The organism is Gordonia sp. 852002-50395_SCH5434458 (assembly GCF_001665905.1).
Classification (GTDB): Bacteria; Actinomycetota; Actinomycetes; order Mycobacteriales; family Mycobacteriaceae; genus Gordonia; species Gordonia jacobaea.
On record NZ_LZTC01000055.1, the window covers coordinates 53,352 to 71,650 of the forward strand.

The 18,299-nt window shown below is 63.8% G+C and carries 15 protein-coding genes and 1 tRNA gene; 6 read left to right on the forward strand and 10 right to left on the reverse strand.

The window, feature by feature from the left end; all coding sequences use genetic code 11:
- Nucleotides 1-264 precede the first annotated feature (264 nt).
- Nucleotides 265-1,536: a lipase family protein gene (locus A5785_RS13400; protein WP_442902852.1), complete on the forward strand. Its 1,272-nt coding sequence runs from the start codon at nucleotides 265-267 to the stop codon at nucleotides 1,534-1,536.
- Here A5785_RS13400 and A5785_RS13405 read toward each other — a convergent pair whose 3' ends face one another.
- Nucleotides 1,537-2,637 carry an isocitrate/isopropylmalate dehydrogenase family protein gene (locus A5785_RS13405; RefSeq protein ID WP_064866895.1) on the reverse strand — a complete coding sequence of 367 codons (1,101 nt, stop codon included), beginning with the start codon at nucleotides 2,635-2,637 and terminating at the stop codon, nucleotides 1,537-1,539.
- Between the two features lie 152 nt (nucleotides 2,638-2,789).
- On the opposite strand from A5785_RS13405, the gene A5785_RS13410 reads away from it, so the two are divergent.
- The 3 genes from A5785_RS13410 to A5785_RS13420 all read left to right on the forward strand — a co-directional run bounded on the left by A5785_RS13410 (nucleotide 2,790) and on the right by A5785_RS13420 (nucleotide 6,683).
- Nucleotides 2,790-4,289, forward strand: a complete 1,500-nt coding sequence (locus tag A5785_RS13410; RefSeq protein ID WP_064866897.1) for an APC family permease — start codon at nucleotides 2,790-2,792, stop codon at nucleotides 4,287-4,289.
- Between the two features lie 94 nt (nucleotides 4,290-4,383).
- Nucleotides 4,384-5,997 carry an amidohydrolase gene (locus A5785_RS13415; RefSeq protein WP_064866899.1) on the forward strand — a complete coding sequence of 538 codons (1,614 nt, stop codon included), beginning with the start codon at nucleotides 4,384-4,386 and terminating at the stop codon, nucleotides 5,995-5,997.
- A gap of 62 nt (nucleotides 5,998-6,059) precedes the next feature.
- Complete coding sequence (locus A5785_RS13420) at nucleotides 6,060-6,683, forward strand: TetR/AcrR family transcriptional regulator (protein WP_064866901.1); 624 nt, start codon at nucleotides 6,060-6,062, stop codon at nucleotides 6,681-6,683.
- A gap of 25 nt (nucleotides 6,684-6,708) precedes the next feature.
- Here A5785_RS13420 and polA read toward each other — a convergent pair whose 3' ends face one another.
- The 8 genes from polA to A5785_RS13460 form a co-directional block, all read right to left on the reverse strand.
- The gene (gene polA, locus A5785_RS13425; RefSeq protein ID WP_442902853.1) at nucleotides 6,709-9,522 is read right to left on the reverse strand and encodes a DNA polymerase I; all 2,814 of its coding nucleotides are present in this window, start codon (nucleotides 9,520-9,522) and stop codon (nucleotides 6,709-6,711) included.
- A gap of 82 nt (nucleotides 9,523-9,604) precedes the next feature.
- Nucleotides 9,605-10,180 carry a GNAT family N-acetyltransferase gene (locus A5785_RS13430; RefSeq protein ID WP_064866904.1) on the reverse strand — a complete coding sequence of 192 codons (576 nt, stop codon included), beginning with the start codon at nucleotides 10,178-10,180 and terminating at the stop codon, nucleotides 9,605-9,607.
- Nucleotides 10,181-10,184: 4 nt separating this feature from the next.
- On the reverse strand, nucleotides 10,185-10,955 hold the full coding sequence (locus A5785_RS13435; RefSeq protein ID WP_064866906.1) for an ABC transporter ATP-binding protein: 771 nt from the start codon (nucleotides 10,953-10,955) through the stop codon (nucleotides 10,185-10,187).
- Nucleotides 10,939-11,949: an ABC transporter ATP-binding protein gene (locus tag A5785_RS13440; protein ID WP_064866908.1), complete on the reverse strand. Its 1,011-nt coding sequence runs from the start codon at nucleotides 11,947-11,949 to the stop codon at nucleotides 10,939-10,941. Before A5785_RS13440 ends, A5785_RS13435 begins: the two co-directional genes overlap by 17 nt.
- On the reverse strand, nucleotides 11,946-13,211 hold the full coding sequence (locus A5785_RS13445; protein ID WP_064866910.1) for a branched-chain amino acid ABC transporter permease: 1,266 nt from the start codon (nucleotides 13,209-13,211) through the stop codon (nucleotides 11,946-11,948). Before A5785_RS13445 ends, A5785_RS13440 begins: the two co-directional genes overlap by 4 nt.
- Nucleotides 13,208-14,254, reverse strand: a complete 1,047-nt coding sequence (locus A5785_RS13450) for a branched-chain amino acid ABC transporter permease (protein ID WP_064866912.1) — start codon at nucleotides 14,252-14,254, stop codon at nucleotides 13,208-13,210. The genes A5785_RS13445 and A5785_RS13450 overlap by 4 nt, the downstream gene beginning before the upstream one ends.
- Nucleotides 14,255-14,338: 84 nt before the next feature.
- Entirely contained in the window at nucleotides 14,339-15,565 is a 1,227-nt protein-coding gene (locus A5785_RS13455; RefSeq protein WP_064866914.1) for a branched-chain amino acid ABC transporter substrate-binding protein, read from the reverse strand.
- Between the two features lie 167 nt (nucleotides 15,566-15,732).
- A complete protein-coding gene (locus tag A5785_RS13460; RefSeq protein WP_197494438.1) occupies nucleotides 15,733-16,356 on the reverse strand; it encodes an ANTAR domain-containing response regulator in 624 nt (207 codons plus the stop codon).
- A 153-nt stretch (nucleotides 16,357-16,509) separates the two neighbouring features.
- Between A5785_RS13460 and A5785_RS13465 the strand changes: the two genes are divergently transcribed.
- Nucleotides 16,510-16,586: transfer RNA gene (locus A5785_RS13465), tRNA-Leu, on the forward strand.
- A 126-nt stretch (nucleotides 16,587-16,712) separates the two neighbouring features.
- Complete coding sequence (locus tag A5785_RS13470; protein WP_064866916.1) at nucleotides 16,713-17,336, forward strand: hypothetical protein; 624 nt, start codon at nucleotides 16,713-16,715, stop codon at nucleotides 17,334-17,336.
- A 67-nt stretch (nucleotides 17,337-17,403) separates the two neighbouring features.
- On the opposite strand, the gene A5785_RS13475 is transcribed toward A5785_RS13470, so the two are convergent.
- Nucleotides 17,404-17,862, reverse strand: coding sequence for a hypothetical protein (locus A5785_RS13475; protein ID WP_231894042.1), 459 nt, complete (start codon nucleotides 17,860-17,862; stop codon nucleotides 17,404-17,406).
- Nucleotides 17,863-18,299: the final 437 nt, after the last annotated feature.

Here is an 18,299-nt window from a genome sequence, read left to right on the forward strand (position 1 = left end):
CGTCGGCACTTCGAAGTAACTTACTGGCTCAGCGTTGAATCCACCCGGTAGTTACGCAGGATTAACTGCGCTCGGCTCGAGGACGCATCCGAGTACCGGTACTGCCGGGCGCTTAGGTCAGACCGGCCCGAGTCGCACGGTCGGGCATGAACACAACGTGTCCGATCAATAAACTTCTCCACGCGAACATTTTCGAGAAAACGTGAATTGATGGATTCAAGATAAAGTTTGCGAAGAGCCCTTCTTCGCATTAGCATTCCGACCGTGATTCGCCCCACTCGGCCATTCTGGGTCGCATTGTCCGGATTTGTTGCGGCACTGTTGGCAGCGACGCTCACGGGTTTCCTCGTGCCTGCAACAGCTTCCGCGAGTCCATTGAAGCCTCCGTCCCAGGACCCCTTCTACGGCACGCAGCGAAGTCTTACCCACGTCGCACCCGGTACGCCACTGAAGACTCGTGTCGTCCAAGTGGCCTACGGCGACAAGAGGTTTCCGGCAGTTGCGACGCAGATCCTGTTCCGCACCACGGATCAATTCGGCAAGCCGACGGCAGCAGTCACCTCGATACTCGAACCGGTGACATCCGGGCCGCGAAAACTGATCTCGTATCACTCCCCCTATGACGCACTCGGGTCACAATGCGATCCCTCGTACGCTCTCCGCGGTGGCAATACCGGCCGCGGACCGGAATTCGACGACATCATCATCGGTTCATTTCTTGCGCAGGGATACACCGTCGTAGTCCCCGACTACGAAGGCTTGAAGATGCGCTGGACGATGGGGCGCGAGTCCGCGCAGACCGCTCTCGACAGCATCCGTACCGCTGAGCGACACCTGCGCCTGCCCTCGTCGACGCCGGTCGGGCTCTTCGGCTACTCGGGCGGATCGGTGCCCACCGGCTTCGGCGCCGACCTGGCCGCGAGCTACGCTCCCGAACTCCACATCGTCGGCGCCGCCGCGGGTGGAGTCCTCGTCCAGCCGTCGCACAACCTGCCCTATGTCAATGGCAGCAAGCAGTGGGCCGGCGTGATCCCCGCGCTCATGAATGTCTACAACGCGACCTTCGACCTCAACATCGGCCAGTACCTGTCCCCCAAGGGAACCCAAACACTCGCGCAGACCCAGGGGCAGTGCCTGATCAACTTCGCGACCAAATATCCGGGACTGACCGACACACAATTGCTGCTACCGCAGTATCCGGGGCTGTTGACCGTCCCGGGGATCCCGCAGGCCTTCAACCAGAACATCATGGGTTGGGTCGGCAAGCCGAGAAATCCGATGTTCCTCGGTGTCGGCAACGTCGACGGAACCGGCGACGGGATCATGATCGACGGCGACGTGCAGGGATTGGCGACGAAGTACTGCCGTGAAGGAGTACCGACGCAGTACAAGACCTATCCCAAGCTCAGTCACTTCGATGCGTTCCTGCCCTGGGCACCCGATGCGGAGAAGTTCCTCGCCGACCGTTTCGCCGGGCGTCCCGCGACCTACTGCTCGGGAATTCCGACCGGCAACACCCTGGGCCCCATCAGCTAGTCAGGACCCATCAGCCCGTTCGGTGCCGCGGTCGATCGCTTCGACGACCGCGGCACCGAACTCTGTCGTGGTTGAGGCCCCGCCGAGATCGGCCGTGCGAATCCCCGCGGCCAGCGTGACGTCGATGGCGTCGTCGATTCTCGCGGCGCAGCGCGTGAGCGCATCGTCGGCTCGCTGATCGCCCCACCATCGGAGCATCATCGCGGTCGAGGCGAGAATGCCGACGGGATCGGCGATTCCGCGCCCGGCGATGTCGGGGGCCGCACCGTGGCTGGCTTGCGCCATGGCCTTGGTCGACGAGCAGTTCACCGAACCCGCCATTCCCAGCGAACCCGCCAACTCGCCCGCGAGATCGGAGAGGATGTCGCCGAAGAGGTTTTCGGTGACCAGCACGTCGAAGTCCGCGGGCCTGCGAACCAGCAGTGCTGCCATCGCGTCGACATGCTGCTCGTCGACGTCGACGTCGGGGAAGTCCACCGCCACCTCGCGGCACGCATCACGGAAGAGGCCGGTCGTGAGTCGTAAAACGTTGGCCTTGTGCACGATGGTGACATGCCGCGAGCGCTGCCTCGCGAGTCGGAATGCCTCTCGAGCGATTCGACGACTCGCCTCACGGGTGACGACTCCGACCGCGAGCGCAATATCGGGTGTCGGCATGAATTCACCACTCCCGACGGCCATGTTCCGGTCTGCGTACAGCCCCTCGGAGTTCTCCCTCGCGATCACCACGTCGATGTCAGGCGCGGTTGCGGCCACGCCGCGATAGGCCCGACACGGCCGAATATTCGCATATAGCCCGAACCGCTTACGGATCACCGCACCAGGCGTCAGCGTCCCACGGAACTCCTCGGGATATCCGGCCGAGTCGTGCGGGCCGAGAATCCACACGTCGAGTTCGTCGAGACCCTCGAGCGTCGATTGCGGTGTCGGCGTGCCGTGCTCGGCTATTGCGTCACGACCGAGAGGCAAAGTCACCCAATCGAATTCGATGTCTTCGCGCGCACCTGCCGCACTCGCCGCGTCGACGGCGATCGGCACGATCTCCGGCCCGATCCCGTCGCCGTCGAGTACACCGATCGCCAGTCGACTGTCCCTACTCATTTCGCAAATATTGCCAGAACGCTTGACAACTCTGCCGAGCCACCTCAGCATAGCTAGAAACCGAATGACATTCGGTTTGGCTTTCAACGCCGCAGGCCAGCCGCCATTCTCTTCGACGACGCTCTCGTAGCGTCGCTCTCGAAAGGCTCCCCATGAGCACTGCAGATCCATCCCGAGTCGGCACTCCACCTGCCGCTGTCGATTCGCAACCACCCGCAGGTATCGATCTCAAACAGGACGCACTCGGCGCACCGTCGATTGCTTTCATGGTGATCGCGGCGGCGGCCCCGCTGACCGTGATGGCGGGCGTCGCGCCCCTGGCACTGGCCATCGGCGGCGTCGGCGCGCCGGTCGCCTATCTCGCCGCCGGCATCAGCTTCGCGGTGTTTGCGGTGGCGTTCATGGCGATGACCAGGGCCACCGGCGGCAAAGGCGCCTTCTACTCCTACATCACTCTTGGCCTCGGGCGGGTCGCCGGACTCGCATCAGGCTTCCTCGCGGTCGTCTCGTACAACGCACTCCAGATCGGCGTGTACGGCCTCCTCGCCGTTCAGACGCACGACGCCATCTCGCGGGTGCTCGGCGTCGACATCCCGTGGCCCGTACTCGCACTCGTCGCGATCGCGATCGTGTGGTTCGTCGGCCGTCGCGGAATCGACGTCGGGGCGCGATTCCTCGGAGTCCTCCTCGCCCTCGAAACCGGCATCCTGCTGGTTCTCGCCGTCGCGATCCTCGTCAAGGGCGGAGCGCACGGTATCGAGTTCTCCACCTTCACTCCCAAGGCGATCTTCGCTCCTGGAATGGCAGGCGTGCTGGCCTTTGCGTTCGCGGCGTTCATGGGATTCGAGTCGACGGCCCTCTATCGCTCCGAGGCTCGCGACCCCGACCGCTCCATCCCCCGCGCCACCTACTGGGCAGTCGGCTTCATGGCCATCTTCTACTGCTTCATCGTCTGGGCGATCGTCCAGGCATTCGGCGCCGCTCAGGTGCAGCAGGCCGCGGGCGACGACGTCGCCGACCTCTTCTTCTCCGCCATGACGACGTATGTGGGCAGCTGGGCGACCGACGTGATGTCGCTGCTCATCGTCACGAGTGCACTGGCATCGCAGATCGCGTTCCACAACGCCATCAACCGCTACACCTATGCACTCGCACGCGACGGCGCGCTGCCCCGCATCCTCGATCGCACTCACCCTGTGTACAAATCCCCTTCTCGCGCAGGCAATCTGCAGACCATCCTCGCCGCCGTCGTCATCGCGGCGTTCGGCCTGGCCGGTGCAGATCCGTACTATCAACTCCTGCTGGTCCTCAACACCCCGGGAATCGTGGGAATCATTGCGCTGCAGGTGATCACATCGCTCGCGGTGGTCGCGTACTTCGTGCGCAAGCACTACGTCAGGGCCGAGCGGGTCGGACTGATCGCGGGAGTCCTGAGCACCATCCTTCTCGGCCTCGCATTGCTACTACTCGTGGCAAACATCAAGCTGCTGACCAATATGGGCACCGCTGCCAACGCGGCACTCGTCGGCAGCGTCGGGGTCGTGTTCCTCCTCGGAATCGGTGCGGCACTCTACTTCCGCGCCCGGGTACCACGCACCTATGCCCGCATCGGCGGCCTCTACGACGACCCGCACGCCAGCACCGAACGCTGACACCAGGGACCTGAACACGCAGTGGCACAACTCAATCACGTACCAGACCGCACTCAACGACATACGCAGGGACGACCATGACACAGGGACGACAATGACACAGCGAGCCGACACGGTGATTCTCGCCAAGACCATCCACACACTGACAGGGGAACAGGGCCACAGCGCCGTCGCCATCTCCGACGGGCGGATCTGCGCACTCGGCGATGCGGATTCGCTGGCCACCTATATCTCTGCGTCAACTCAGATCGTGGATCTGGGAGGCGCGACACTCACCCCCGGCCTCATCGACGGACACATCCATCCTGTTCTCGGACTGGACATCTCGGCCGGCGTCGACCTCTCGGGCGTCGACAACCTCGATCAACTCGTCGAGGCTCTGCGGACCGCCCCGGTCGTCGACGGCTGGGTACGGGGCTGGGGCCTCGATCCCAACGCGTTCGGTGGCCGACCCGTCACGTCCGACGTGGTGGTGACGGCGGTGGGACCCGACCTGCCCACCCTGCTCTACCTCTTCGACGGTCATTCAGCACTCGCCACGCCGGCGGCACTGCGCATCGCGGGCGTCGATGGCCCGCGGACATTCAGCGGCAACGCCGAGATCGTCTGCCAGGACGGCATTCCCACGGGCCACCTGCTGGAGTTGGAGGCGGTCAGCGTCGTATCCGCGGTCGTACCGCCCGAGTCGGCACACCAACGCCGACGACGCCTCACCGAACTCCTCGGCTCCATGGCAGCGGCCGGACTGACATCAGCGAACGCCATGGATTTCGAAGGCGACAGCGGCGAGCTCGTCACCGCACTCGAAGCCGACATCGAACTTCCCATGCGGCTCCGCTTCGCTCCGTTCTGCATGCCCGGCACTGACACCGAGCAACTCGATCACATCGTCGAACTGCAGCGTCGCGGTGGCAGGCGGTGGCGTGTCGACGGCGTCAAGTTCATGGTCGACGGCACCATCGACGGTGGCACCGCGTGGCTCGAGACTCCCGACTCCCACGGCGAATCGACCGCACCGCTGTGGCCGGACCCGGCGGAGTACCGACACGCGCTGCGCTACTTGGCACAGCGAGGTGTCCCCACGGTGACCCACGCGATCGGCGACGCCGGAATCCGTTATGCACTCGACAGTCTCGTCGATCTACCCGAACTCCCGTCGGGCGCACGACATCGGATCGAACACATCGAAACACTCCCCGACGACCTCGTCGACCGTTTCGCGCGGCAGGGCGTCGTCGCGAGCATGCAGCCGACCCACTGCACCCACTACACGCGCGCCGACCACTCCGACAACTGGTCGGAGAGACTCGGGACCGAACGTGCCGACCGCGCATTCCGTACGCGCGACATCCGTGACGCGGGAGCGATCCTCGCGTTGGGTTCGGACTGGCCGATCGCACCCTTCGATGCCCGTTCGATCATGGCCGACGCCCAGCTCCGACGCCGCGCGGGACATCTCGACGACGCTCCGATCCTTCCCGGACAGGCACTCACCGCGCGCATGGCGCTCGAGGGCTATACGAGCCACGCCGCACGAGCGCAGGGCGCGAGCGACGCGGGTGCCATCGCGGTGGGCTGTCGCGCTGACCTCACCGCGTTCGCCGTCGATCCGCTCCGGTGCCCGCCCGACGAACTCGCCGACGCCCCGATCGTGCTCACCATGGTCGGAGGCGACGTGGTGCATCGCGCCGACCACGTCGACGCCTGACCCGCCCGAGCGTCGAGGCAACGGCGAGCATCAGGCATACGGCGAGTCACTAGGCTTACGGAATGCCCCGCCCGCGCACACCGATCCTCGATCCGAACACGATTGCCCGAGCGGCACTCGACGCGCTCGACTCCGACGGCTCGTTCACCATGCCCGGGGTTGCGAAGCGCCTCAACGTAGCGGTGTCGTCGCTGTATCACCATGTGGCGAGCCGCGAGCAACTCCTCGAGCTCATCCGCGGGGTGATCGCCGAGGAACTCTCGGTGTCGATCGAGTGGCCGGAGGACTGGCGCGACGTGGTTCGAGAGTGGCTGATCGGCTACCGCGCGGGCTTCGGCGCCCACCCCGAACTGGTGCGGGCACTCACGGCGCAAACGGTTCGCGCACCCGAGGTGCTGCGCGGCTACGACCGATTAGCGCAGAAGCTCGTCGACGCCGGGTTCCCGATCGATCGGGTGCTGCACGTCATCACGTTTCTCGACACCATCGCGCTCGGGTCGGCGCTCGACGTCGGCGCACCCGAGGAGGTGTGGTCGGCCGACGGCGTCGCAGCCGACAGCGCCCTCGGGCGTGCGCTGTCAGCAGCACCGACGGGACGCGTGCGCGCTGACGAAGCGTTCGAGCTGACCGTCGACTTGGCCGTCATCGGCCTCGAGACCGAACTGGCCCGCGTGTCGCAGAACTGACAGCTCTATCGCAGGACTGCGTTCCTCAGTGCGCGGCGTCGTCCCACGAGCGACCGAAGCCGACCGAAACCTCCAGTGGCACAGACAGATCGATAGCATTGCCCATCTCTTCGCGAACGACCTTCTCGGCTTGTTCGCGCTCACCCTCTGCCACTTCGACGACGAGCTCGTCGTGGACCTGGAGCAACATGCGGGAGGCAAGCTTCTCGGCGACGAGTCGCTTGTGCACGTTGATCATGGCGACCTTGATGATGTCGGCAGCCGTGCCCTGGATCGGGGCGTTGAGCGCCATACGCTCTGCCGCCTGACGCCGTTGCCAGTTGTCGCTGTTGAGGTCGGGTAGGTAGCGGCGTCGACCGAAAAGCGTTGCGGTGTACTCGTTTCGGCGTGCCTCGACGACGACGTCATGAAGGTAGTCCCGCACGCCACCGAAGCGGTCGAAGTAGGCCTCCATCTGTTCCTTGGCCTCGTCGCGACTGATCCGCAGCTGCGCCGCGAGCCCGAACGCCGAGAGTCCGTATGCGAGACCGTACGACATCGCTTTGACACGATGCCGCATATCTGTGGTCACTGCGTCGATCGGCACTCCGAAAGCCCGTGACCCGACGAAGTTGTGGAGGTCTTCTCCGGTGTTGAACGCCTCGATGAGGCCCGCGTCGCCAGAGAGGTGAGCCATGATGCGCATTTCGATCTGGCTGTAGTCGGCCGTCATGAGGGTCTCGTACGGCTTGCCGGTGCCACCGGGTCCGTTGTCCGACCCGACGACGAATCCGTGGCGGATCTCGCGGCCGGCTTCGGTACGAACCGGAATGTTCTGCAGGTTGGGTTCGGTCGACGACAGCCGACCCGTCGCCGCGACGGTTTGGTTGAAGGTCGTGTGGATGCGGCCGTCGTCGGCCACCGACTTGAGCAGACCGTCGACGGTCACCTTGAGTCGCGTGGCATCACGGTGCTCGAGGAGATACGCGAGGAACGGATGCTCGGTCTTCTCGTAGAGGGTCTGCAAGGCGTCGGCGTCGGTCGTGTATCCGGTTTTGGTCTTCTTGGTCTTGGGCATGTCGAGCTTGTCGAACAGCACCGTCTGCAACTGCTTGGGCGAGCCGAGGTTGATCTGCTCGCCGATCACCTCGTAGGCGGCCTCCGCGGCCGTCCGTATGCGCTCGGAGAACGTCTCTTCGAGCTGACCGAAGTGCTCGACGTCGACCGCGATCCCCGCTGCCTCGAGGTCGGCGAGCACGAAGAGCAGTGGCAGCTCCATCTCGGTCAGCAGCGGCTTGGAGTCGATGCGGTCCAGCTCGGTGTCGAGGGTGTCGGCGAGCTCGGCGACAGCCCGCGCCTCGAGCATCGCCTGCTCGGCGATCTTGCCCGCGCCCCCGTCGTCGTCGAGGAGCGAGAGCTGCCCGGAGTCGGCGCCATCGTCGGCGCGCAGTTCGCGTCGCAGGTAGCGCAGCGCGAGATCGTCGAGGTTGAAGGTTCGTTGGCCGGGCCGGACGAGGTACGCGGCGAGGGCGGTGTCGCTGGTGACACCGGCGAGCGTCCACCCACGAGACCGCAGCGCGTGGATGGCCCACTTCGTCTCGTGGAGGGCCTTGTCGATGGTCGAGTCGGCAAACCAATCGCCGAGCGCCTTCTCGTCGTCGGGGCCGAGCACCGTGACGTCGACGTAGCCCGACGTACCGTCGGCCGCGGCGATCGCGACGCCCGTCACGTCTGCGCCGACGACCTGGTGCGGAGCGGTGACGGTGAGTCCGCTGCGGCCGGTGCGGGCGTGCGCGTCGAGCCAGTCGCGAACCTCACCTTCGCCGAGGACCGACCCGTCGAGTTCAAACCCTGATTCGGCCTCCGGTTCGACGGAACTGAGCGTCGAGAACAGACGATCGCGCAGGACACGGAACTCGAGGTCGTCGAAGAGTTGGTGGATGCGGTCGCGGTCCCAGCCGACCATCGCCAGTTCGTCGGGCGTGGCAGGCAATTGCATGTCGCGGACGAGCTCGGTGAGCTGGCGATTCGTCTGCACCGAGGCCAGGTGCGCGCGCAATGCGTCGCCGACCTTTCCCTTGACCTCGTCGACGTGATCGATGAGTGAGGCGAGAGAGCCGTACTCTCGAATCCACTTCGACGCCGTCTTCTCCCCCACGCCCGGGATGCCGGGCAGGTTGTCGCTCGGGTCGCCGCGCAGCGCCGCGTAGTCGGGATACTGCGTGGGTGTGAGTCCGTACTTCTTCTCGACCTCTTCGGGGGTGAAGCGGGTCAGCTCCGACACGCCTTTGCGCGGGTACAACACCGTCACCGAGTCGTCGACGAGCTGCAGCGAGTCCCGGTCGCCGGTGACGACGAGAACCTTGTAGCCCTCCGCTTCGGCCTGCGTTGCCAGCGTCGCGATGATGTCGTCGGCCTCGTAGCCCTCGATCGCCATCACGGGGATTCCGAGCGCATCGAGCACCTCTTTGGTCAGATCGACCTGACCGTTGAACTCGTCGGGCGACTTGGATCGCTGTGCCTTGTACTCGGGAAACATCTCCGAGCGGAAGGTCTTGCGCGAGACGTCGAACGCCGCTGCGACGTGCGTCGGTTCCTCGTCGCGGAGCAGGTTGATCAACATGGAGGTGAAGCCGTACACCGCGTTGGTCGTCTGGCCGGTCGCCGTTTTGAAGTTCTCGGCAGGAAGCGCGAAGAACGCCCGATAGGCCAGCGAGTGCCCGTCGAGCAGCATCAACGTCGGTTGACGCTTACCCTTGCCACCCTTCTGACTCGATCGCGACGACGTCGACGGCGCAGCCTTGCCGTCAGCGGGTGTGCCGTCGGAACTCTTCACGGGTGCACTTTGCGCAGGACTCACACCGCCGAGTCTAGTGACGCCCCCCGACACGCCTCATCCCCGGCAACCCATCCCCGGCAACCCCACGGCCCCTCGCGAATCCTCAGCCAGGCGCGCTGCGGTACATCGGCCACACCGTAGGTCCGTTCTCCGGCAACGTCACCTCGGCGGTCACCGTGAAACCGAATCGCTCGTAGAGCGGAATATTCGCCTCGTTGGAGCTCTCCAGATACGCCGGGCCGTCGACCGACTCCATCCCGGTGCGCAACAACGTACTTCCGACGCCGCGCCCCTGCAGTGTGGCGCCGACGAATGCCAGATACCAGTGCGGTTCGCGCGGACGGTATCCCGCGAACATCTCCTCGATCTGTTGGCCGCGACGGTACCGACCGCCCAGCGCCGACAGGAACCGCGGCACCGCCAACAGTTGGCGGCCGCTCGAGGGGTGAAATCCCGGCGGGTCCCACACCGCGGCGCCGACTGCCCGGCCACCGTCACAGCACACGTCGATACGTCCCCGCGACCCGTGACCCGCGGTCAACAATGCGCGATACAGGGCCGCGTACCGGGTGGTGTCGGGTTGCAACCACCGCATCACCGGGTCGTCGGCAAACGCCTCTCCGAGAATCTCGCTGACGAGCTTGTTGTCCGTTGAGCCCTCGATGGCGTAGGCGGTCACCGCGTCAGGCTACGCCGAGATACGCCTCACGCACCGCGTCGTCGACGAGTAGCTCTTTGCCCGGACCCTCTTTCAGGATCGTGCCGGTCTCCAGGATGTAGCCCCGATCGGAGCGGCTCAAGGCCTGCTGCGCATTCTGCTCGACGAGCAGGATCGTGGTTCCCTCCGCGTTGATCTGCGCGATGATCGAGAAGATCTGTTGGATCACCATGGGCGCCAATCCCATTGACGGTTCGTCGAGGAGTAGCAGATTGGGACGCGCCATCAGTCCACGACCGATCGCGAGCATCTGCTGCTCGCCGCCGGACATGGTGCCGCCGTATTGCTTGCGCCGTTCCGCCAACCGCGGAAACAACTCGAAGACCTGGTCGAGGGCCTGACTGTAGGCAGCCTTGGACTCGAATTTCCTTCCATAGCAACCCATGTCGAGATTTTCGAGCACCGTCATTCCCGGGAAGATGTGTCTGCCCTCGGGAACCTGGATGATTCCCCGTGACACACGCTCGTGCGGGGCCAGCTTGGTGATCGACTCGCCATGGAACTTGATGTCGCCCTGACTGAGTTTGAGCAGACCGGAGATACCGCGCATCGTGGTCGATTTTCCCGCGCCGTTGGCTCCGAGGAGAGTCACCAGCTCGCCCTCGTCGACGTGTAGCGAGATGCCGTGCAGCGCTTGGATTCGGCCGTAGTGAATGACGACGTCGGTCATTTCCAGCACCGGTGTCTTGGTGGTCGTCGAGGCCGAATCCTTGCTGAGATCAGGCGATTTGGTCATCGGGAACTCCCAGGTAGGCGGCGACGACCGCGGGATTCTCGCGAACCTCGCGCGGTGAGCCGTCAGCGATCTTGCGGCCGAATTCGAGGACGACGATGCGGTCGGTCACACCCATGACCAAGCGCATGTCGTGCTCGATCAGCAGCACGGTGTAGCCGTCCTCGCGGATCTTCTGGATCAACTCCATCAGCGCCGACTTCTCGCTCGGATTGAAGCCGGCCGCAGGCTCGTCGAGGCACAGCAGCTTGGGTTCGGTGGCCAATGCCCGAGCGATTTCGAGACGACGCTGATCTCCGTACGGGAGATTCGACGCCTTCTCCGCCGCGCGGGCACCGATACCGACGAACTCGAGCAGCGCCATCCCGCGGTCGACGGCGTCGTGTTCTTCGCGGTACAGCCGCGGCGTGCGCATGATTGCTCCGAAGACCGACGTCTTGTGTCGGGCATCGGTGCCGACGGAGACGTTCTCCAGGGCGGTCATCTCACCCCAGAGCCGCACGTTCTGGAAGGTACGCGCGATCCCCTTGCGAGTGATCTTGTGCTGCGACATCTTGCCGAGCGGCGCACCGTCGAAGACCACCGTTCCACGCGTCGGACGATAGACGCCCGTAATCGCGTTGAAGCACGTGGTCTTGCCCGCGCCATTGGGTCCGATCAGGCCGAGGATCTCGCCGCGCTTGATGTCGAACGTGACGTCGTCAAGTGCAGCCAGGCCACCGAATTCGACGGTCAAACCGGTGACCTTCAGTAGCGGTTCACCCTCGGCAGTTTCGATGTTCCGTTGCGGCGCAACGGCTTCGGCGACAGCTTCTGGATCAGCGAGTTGCGGATCGACCGCTGCCGGGTCGACGACGGCCGTCGACTCGGGGTCGGCGAGCACCTCCTCGACCTGTTCGACGTTATCTTGCCCGGTCTGCGCCTTGCTGATGTCGACACGCGGAGTGGTGTCGTCGGCGCGATCGTCCGCGGCGTCGTCAGGTGTCCTGTGCGTCATGCGTGCGCCTCCTCACTTCCCGACGGTAGCGGGTTGGGGTTACGACGGACAGCGGCATAAACCTTCCGACCGAAGGTCAACAGTCGCGCTCGTGCCGGGAACAGGCCTTGCGGCCGGAAGATCATCAGCACCACGAGGGCGATGCCGAAGAACAGGTACTTGAACTCGCTGAGCGACTGCCCGCCCACCTCGATGCCCTGCACCCGCGCAGGCAGGTAGACGATGATGAACGCGCCGGCGATCACGCCGAGCTTGTTGCCCTGTCCGCCGAGCACGACGGCACAGAGAAAAAGCATCGAGTTGATGACCGTGAACGCCTTGGGATCGACGTACTGCACCTGGCCCGCGTAGACGGCGCCCGACAGCCCGCCGATACCCGCGCCGATCACGAACGCCCACAGCTTGTACTTGAACGTGGGCACGCCCATGATCTCGGCAGCGTCCTCGTCTTCACGAATCGCCACCCACGAGCGTCCGACGCGGCTGCGTTCCAGATTGCCGATGATGATCAGTACGAGGATGACTGCGACGATTCCCAGCCAGTACCACCAGACACCGTAGTTCGTGGTCGGGCTGTTGTTACCGACGGAGAACACGCCGTCGGGATGCGCGTCGGACCGCCCGAGCTCGGGGAACAGGACACCCTGCAGTCCCGACGCACCGTTGGTGATGTCTGTGAGGTTGTCGGCGAGCAGACGCACGATCTCGCCGAATCCCAGGGTGACGATCGCCAGGTAGTCGCCTCGGACGCGCAGCGTCGGGGTACCGAGGACCAACCCCGTGAGTCCGGTGATGATGATCGCGAGCGGAACGCAGGCGAGCCACGCCCACGGCCCCGAGAAGAACCCGTGATCTTCGCTGTTCCACAACGGACTCGCCGGACTCGTCAGCAATGCGACGACGTAGGCGCCCACCGCGTAGAAGCCGACGTAGCCGAGGTCGAGGAGACCCGTCTGGCCGACCACGACGTTGAGTCCGATGGCAATCAATGCCGTCATGGCGAACGTCGCCATGACCACACCGAAGTTGGTTGCCGTCGTCGTGATCAGTGGCGGTTTGATGACCGGAAGCAGCGCGAGAAGAATGATGAGGGGGACGCCGAGTAGCCACTGCTGCACGCGAGGCAGGCTGTCCCACCAGGTGCGGATACGGTCGCCGAGACCGCGCGGCGGCGGCGTGGTCAGTTGCGTCGAAGACACTTTCGCCGACGCCACCTTGTCTGACGCCACGCTGTCTGACGCCTCATTGTCTGATGTCGTCATACCCGCGCCTTCCCCAGCTTCTCACCGAGTATTCCGGTTGGACGGAACATCAATACGAGGATCAGGAGAACGAACGCGACGACGTCCTTCCATTGATTTCCGAAGAGCACGGAACCGTAGTTCTCCATTACACCGAGCAGCAAGCCTCCCAAGAGCGCGCCACGAACGTTGCCGATTCCGCCGAGCACCGCGGCGCAGAACGCCTTGATCCCGAGAATGAAGCCGCCGTTGTAGACGATGTTGGTAGGTACACGCAGCGTGTAGAGCAGCGCCGCAGCGCCTGCCAGCAGACCACCGATGAGGAAGGTGACCAGGATGATGCGATCGCGGGAGACACCCATCAGCAGCGCGGCATCGGGATCCTGTGCCACCGAACGGATTCCACGTCCCAGACGTGTCTTGTTGATCATGAAGTCGACGCCGAGCGCCAGCACCAACGCAGAGCCGATGATCACCACCGTCATGTTGAATACCGGGGCGCCGAAGATCGTGAACTCCTTCACGGGCTCCACGAGGCGAATCGTCGGTTGTGCCGTGGAGCCGCCGAGTGGCGGGTCGACCGGGAACTTCGGCAGCACGTAATGCACGAATTCCTGCAGTACGAACGACATTCCGATCGCGGTGATGAGGAACGCGAGCGGCTTCGCGCCGCGTCGACGTAGGGGCCGATACGCGACGAACTCCAGTCCGACCGCCGCTCCGCCCGCCACGATCATGCCGCACAGGCCCGCGAGCACGAGATAGACGACCGTCATGACCGTTCCCTCGGAGTACGTGTTGCCCGACGGCGTGAAGCCCAACAACAGCAGTCCGATGTAGGTGCCGAACATGCCGAGCATGAAAACCTCGGAATGAGCGAAGTTGATCAGTCGGAGCACGCCATAGACGAGTGTGTATCCCACCGCGACAAGCGCGTACACCGATCCGTAGGTCAGCCCCTCGATGGTCAGGCCCCAGAAGCCGTCGAACAGTGCGTGATAGTCGAACCCGATGGTGGATGCCACTGCGGTCGACGTCTGTGCCACCAGAAGTGTGGTGGTCATACGATCCCCTCAATCGTCGAAAAATCGCAGACACGAACCGCGCCCGGCCGCCGTGATCGACGGCCGGGCGCGGTGGTGTCGTACTTACTTGACCTCGTATACCCAGATCAGTGATGTGGTGAGTTCACCCTTCGGTGTCCACGAGTACTTACGGGCAAGACCGGTGCCGTTGTACTTGCTGATGTACTCGAGCAACTTGGGACGGGTGTTGTTGCCCTCCTCGATGCCCTTCATCATGATCGTCGCGATGTCGTACGCCTCAACCGAGTACACGCCCGGCGGCTGGTTGAACGCAGCCTTGTAGTCCGAAGCGAACTTGTCGGGAGCGGGACCACACGGGCACGAGAGCAATGCGCCCTTGGCGGAATCGCCGGCCTGCGCGGTGAACTGCGGATCGTTCGCACCATCACCCGAGACGAACAGAACATTCGAGTCGGCCGACTTGAGCTGCTGCGCGAGCGGCGCGGCCTCCGCGTAGTAGCCCGCGTAGAAGACTGCATCCGGCTGTGCCGCAGTGACTTTCGAGATGATCGCGGAGAAGTCGCGCTCACCCTTCTTGACGTCGCCCGAGCAGTCGGCGTCAGCGGCGGAGCCGAGTGCGCCGGTGACGGCCTTGGCCAAGCCGGCGCCGTAGTCGGTGTCGTCCTTGATGACGCAGACCTTCTTTTTGCCCTTTGCCCCGGTCAGGTACTTCGCGACGGCGGGGCCCTGAATGTCGTCGTTGGCGAGGCCGCGATAGAAGGTCTTCCACCCGTTGTCTGTGAGCGTCGGGTTGGTGGCCGAAGCGGTCACCGAGACGAGTCCTGCCTGGTTGAAGATGCCGCCGGTCGCCTTGGTCTCACCGGAGAACGCCGGACCGATCAATCCGATGATCGAGTCGTCGTTGGTGATGGTCGGTGCAACCTGTGTTGCCTTCTGCGGGTCACCTTCGGTGTCGAAACGCTTGAGGGTGATCTTGCAGTCGGGATTCGCTTTGTTGTGCTGGTCGACGGCGAGCTGCGCGCCGTCGACGATGTTGATACCGAGTGCCGCGTCGGCGCCGGTCAATGCTCCCGCCATTGCAATGGTCGCCGGGTCGCACTTCTTTCCGCTCGGCGAGGCCGGATCGAGAGCTTCCGCGTCCGATGCCTTCGGCTGTTCCTTGCCCTCCGTATCGATCTGGGCGAGAGCCGAAATGGTGAGCCCCGACCCCGCTGATGCCGACCCACTCGATGACGAATCCGAGTCAGTGGACTTACTGCTACATGCCGAAACGGCGAGCACAGCGGCCAGCGTCGCCCCTAGCGCTGCGGTCGTCACGCGACGATGCATCTTTACTACCTCTCGTCCAGCCACCCGACCCCCTGTGGCCGGGAGGTCTACTGAGGAGACCTTGAGAAAACATAGACCGAGATACGAGTTTGCGTGGGGCAATGAAAGAGAAATCCGCTAGTCACCGTCGACGCGTTTTCACAGATTTAACGCGGCCGACTCAGGGGTCAGTCTGTGGGTCCCAACGTTTCGACGACGACCTGCGCGACGGCCTTCATCGTGGTACGACGATCCATCGCCGCGCGCTGAATCCACTTGAACGCCTCTGGTTCTGACAACGACTGCTTCTCCATGAGCAATCCCTTTGCGCGCTCGACCAGCTTGCGTGTTTCGAGCCGGTCCTGCATTGTCGCAACTTCTTTTTCAAGCATCTTCAGTTCGTGATAGCGACTGACCGCAACCTCGATGGCGGGAACGAGATCGGCTTTGGAGAACGGTTTCACCAAGTACGCCATTGCGCCGGCATCCCGAGCTCTCTCGATGAAGTCGCGCTGACTGAAGGCCGTCAACATCACCACGGGCGCCAACCGCTTGTGTGCGATCTCGGTGGCGGCGTCGATCCCGTCGCGTACCGGCATCTTGATGTCCATGATGACGAGATCGGGCGAGAGCTTCTCGGTGAGATCGACGGCCGCCTGCCCGTTGGGCGCCTCGCCCACCACGTCGTAGCCCTCCTCGCGGAGCATCTCGATGAGATCCATCCGGATCAGCGAGTCGTCCTCGGCGACGAGCACCTTGTGTGCAGTCTGCTTGTCCTCGGCCTGGGCCGGAACATTCTCCACCACAGTCACCAATCCCTCCTCCACATCGAGTTGACCAGAGCGGTCACAACCGGCCGCACCCACTCGCTCACGACCAGCACCAATGCTCCGAAGAGTACCGGCTCACGCGGCTTCCGGCCGATCATCTACAGTTGTCTGTTGCAGCCGCTCGCGGCGGCAGATGCCCTCGTAGCCCAATTGGCAGAGGCAACGGATTCAAAACCCGTCCAGTGTGAGTTCGAGTCTCACCGAGGGCACCACGAAACCCCTGTTCAGCAGGGGTTTTCTGCCATCTGAGTGTCGTCCAACTGTGTCAATACCACCCGTGCTACCCACGCGGCACGGCACCGCACGGATTGTCGGACTCAGCTGCCAGAATCCAACGCATGGAACCAGTGCAAGTTCAAGTCTTGAGCGAAACCGCGTGGTGGCTCGCATGGCTACCTGTCCTCGGCTCTCTACTCGTTGCTATCGGTGCGGTGGTCGGCGTAGTCGTCAACAACAGCACAAATCGATTAGCGATCGCCAAGGCTGACGCTCGCGCCGAGTACGACCGGGAGGAAGCTCGATCCCGTGACCACGATGCGTGGCGAAAACAGATCGTCCTGGAAACCGTTGCGGAACTACTTGTCCTGTCAAACGAAGTCTGCCAACGAATTTGGCGGCACGACAGTTGGACCGTCCACGAAATGGCTGATGTCAACGACGAGTTAAGTGTGCGAGTTAGCAACGGCCGAACACTGCTAGGCAGGCTATTCCTTGTGAGTAATGGTCTGGCGGACGATGCAACTAGATTGATCGACGCACTTCACGAAGGGCTCGATGAAGCCACATCACAGCGCAGCGGCGAGCTTGGACGAACTATGACGGCCGAGGAACGCACCGAGGCGGAGGCATCCTATAGAGCAGCTATGGACTCGGTCTATAGAGCTGAGATGAATCTGATGGGGTCTACCCGTTCGGAGATTGGCATTGATCTAGCTCCGCCGGTCAAACCGCCTAGCGACTGAATAGCTGCACGACGTTCCGCTCGGACACCGTTGGCGCAGGAGCCGGGGCGGGTTCAAGCGGGGGACTTCAGCGCGCCTCCGTTTTCGCTCGGTATCCAGTCGCCGTAGGTGTCAGCGAATATTGCGCATGGCCGAGCCACTGCGAAACCTGCATAAAGTGGACGCCCGCCGACAACTGCATGGTGGCGAACGTGTGGCGGCTATAGTCGTGCAGCCTGATGCCTCGTTGGACTGGCTGGCCGTTGCGGGCGGGGCAGCGTACTGGCGGACCGACCTCAACCAGCGCCGGAGCCAAAATCGTCTCGAACCTCGTCCCCATCTCGGGAGGCTGAGACCAGTCCAACTCAGCTACGGTGCGCTCGCCTTTCATCCGCCGTCCACCGCTCTCTAGCGAGGCCCGCAAAGGCGCTGTCAACTCGGCGGCGCGGGGATGCTCGGCAACGTAGACGCACATCCCTTCGGCCATCCACGGCGGCAAAGGTACGAACAACGCACCTTGCGACTCCTGGGCGTGCTCGTCACCCACTGACCACCCTTACGGTCCTTGGTTCGGCGGACATGCACCGTGCAGAGAGTGCGTCCTCACCGAGACCCCCTCATCGACCTGTCCTGCTCCGGTGAGGCGGGGGTACTCGCTACGGCGATCGATTGGCAGCCCAGAATGCCGGACGCGACGCCTTAGCGGCGTTGATAACCGCCGGGGCATCGTCGCGAGTCTGCGCGATGCGGCGGCAGAATCGAAGCCATAGCGCGTAGCGGACAAGGCCGACAACGGCAAGAACCAAACAGAGGAAAGCGTAATCGAGCACGGCAACTCCAGCGGTCGCACGCACCGCGAGTCGCAGGTACTCGATCGGCTCTGAGTGTCGGCCCCTACGACGCCGGGACGCTGGCGGCCCGAGATCGTGCGCACCCCGGGCGATCTATCCATCTTGCAGGAGCCGCACTTAGACCATACGACAT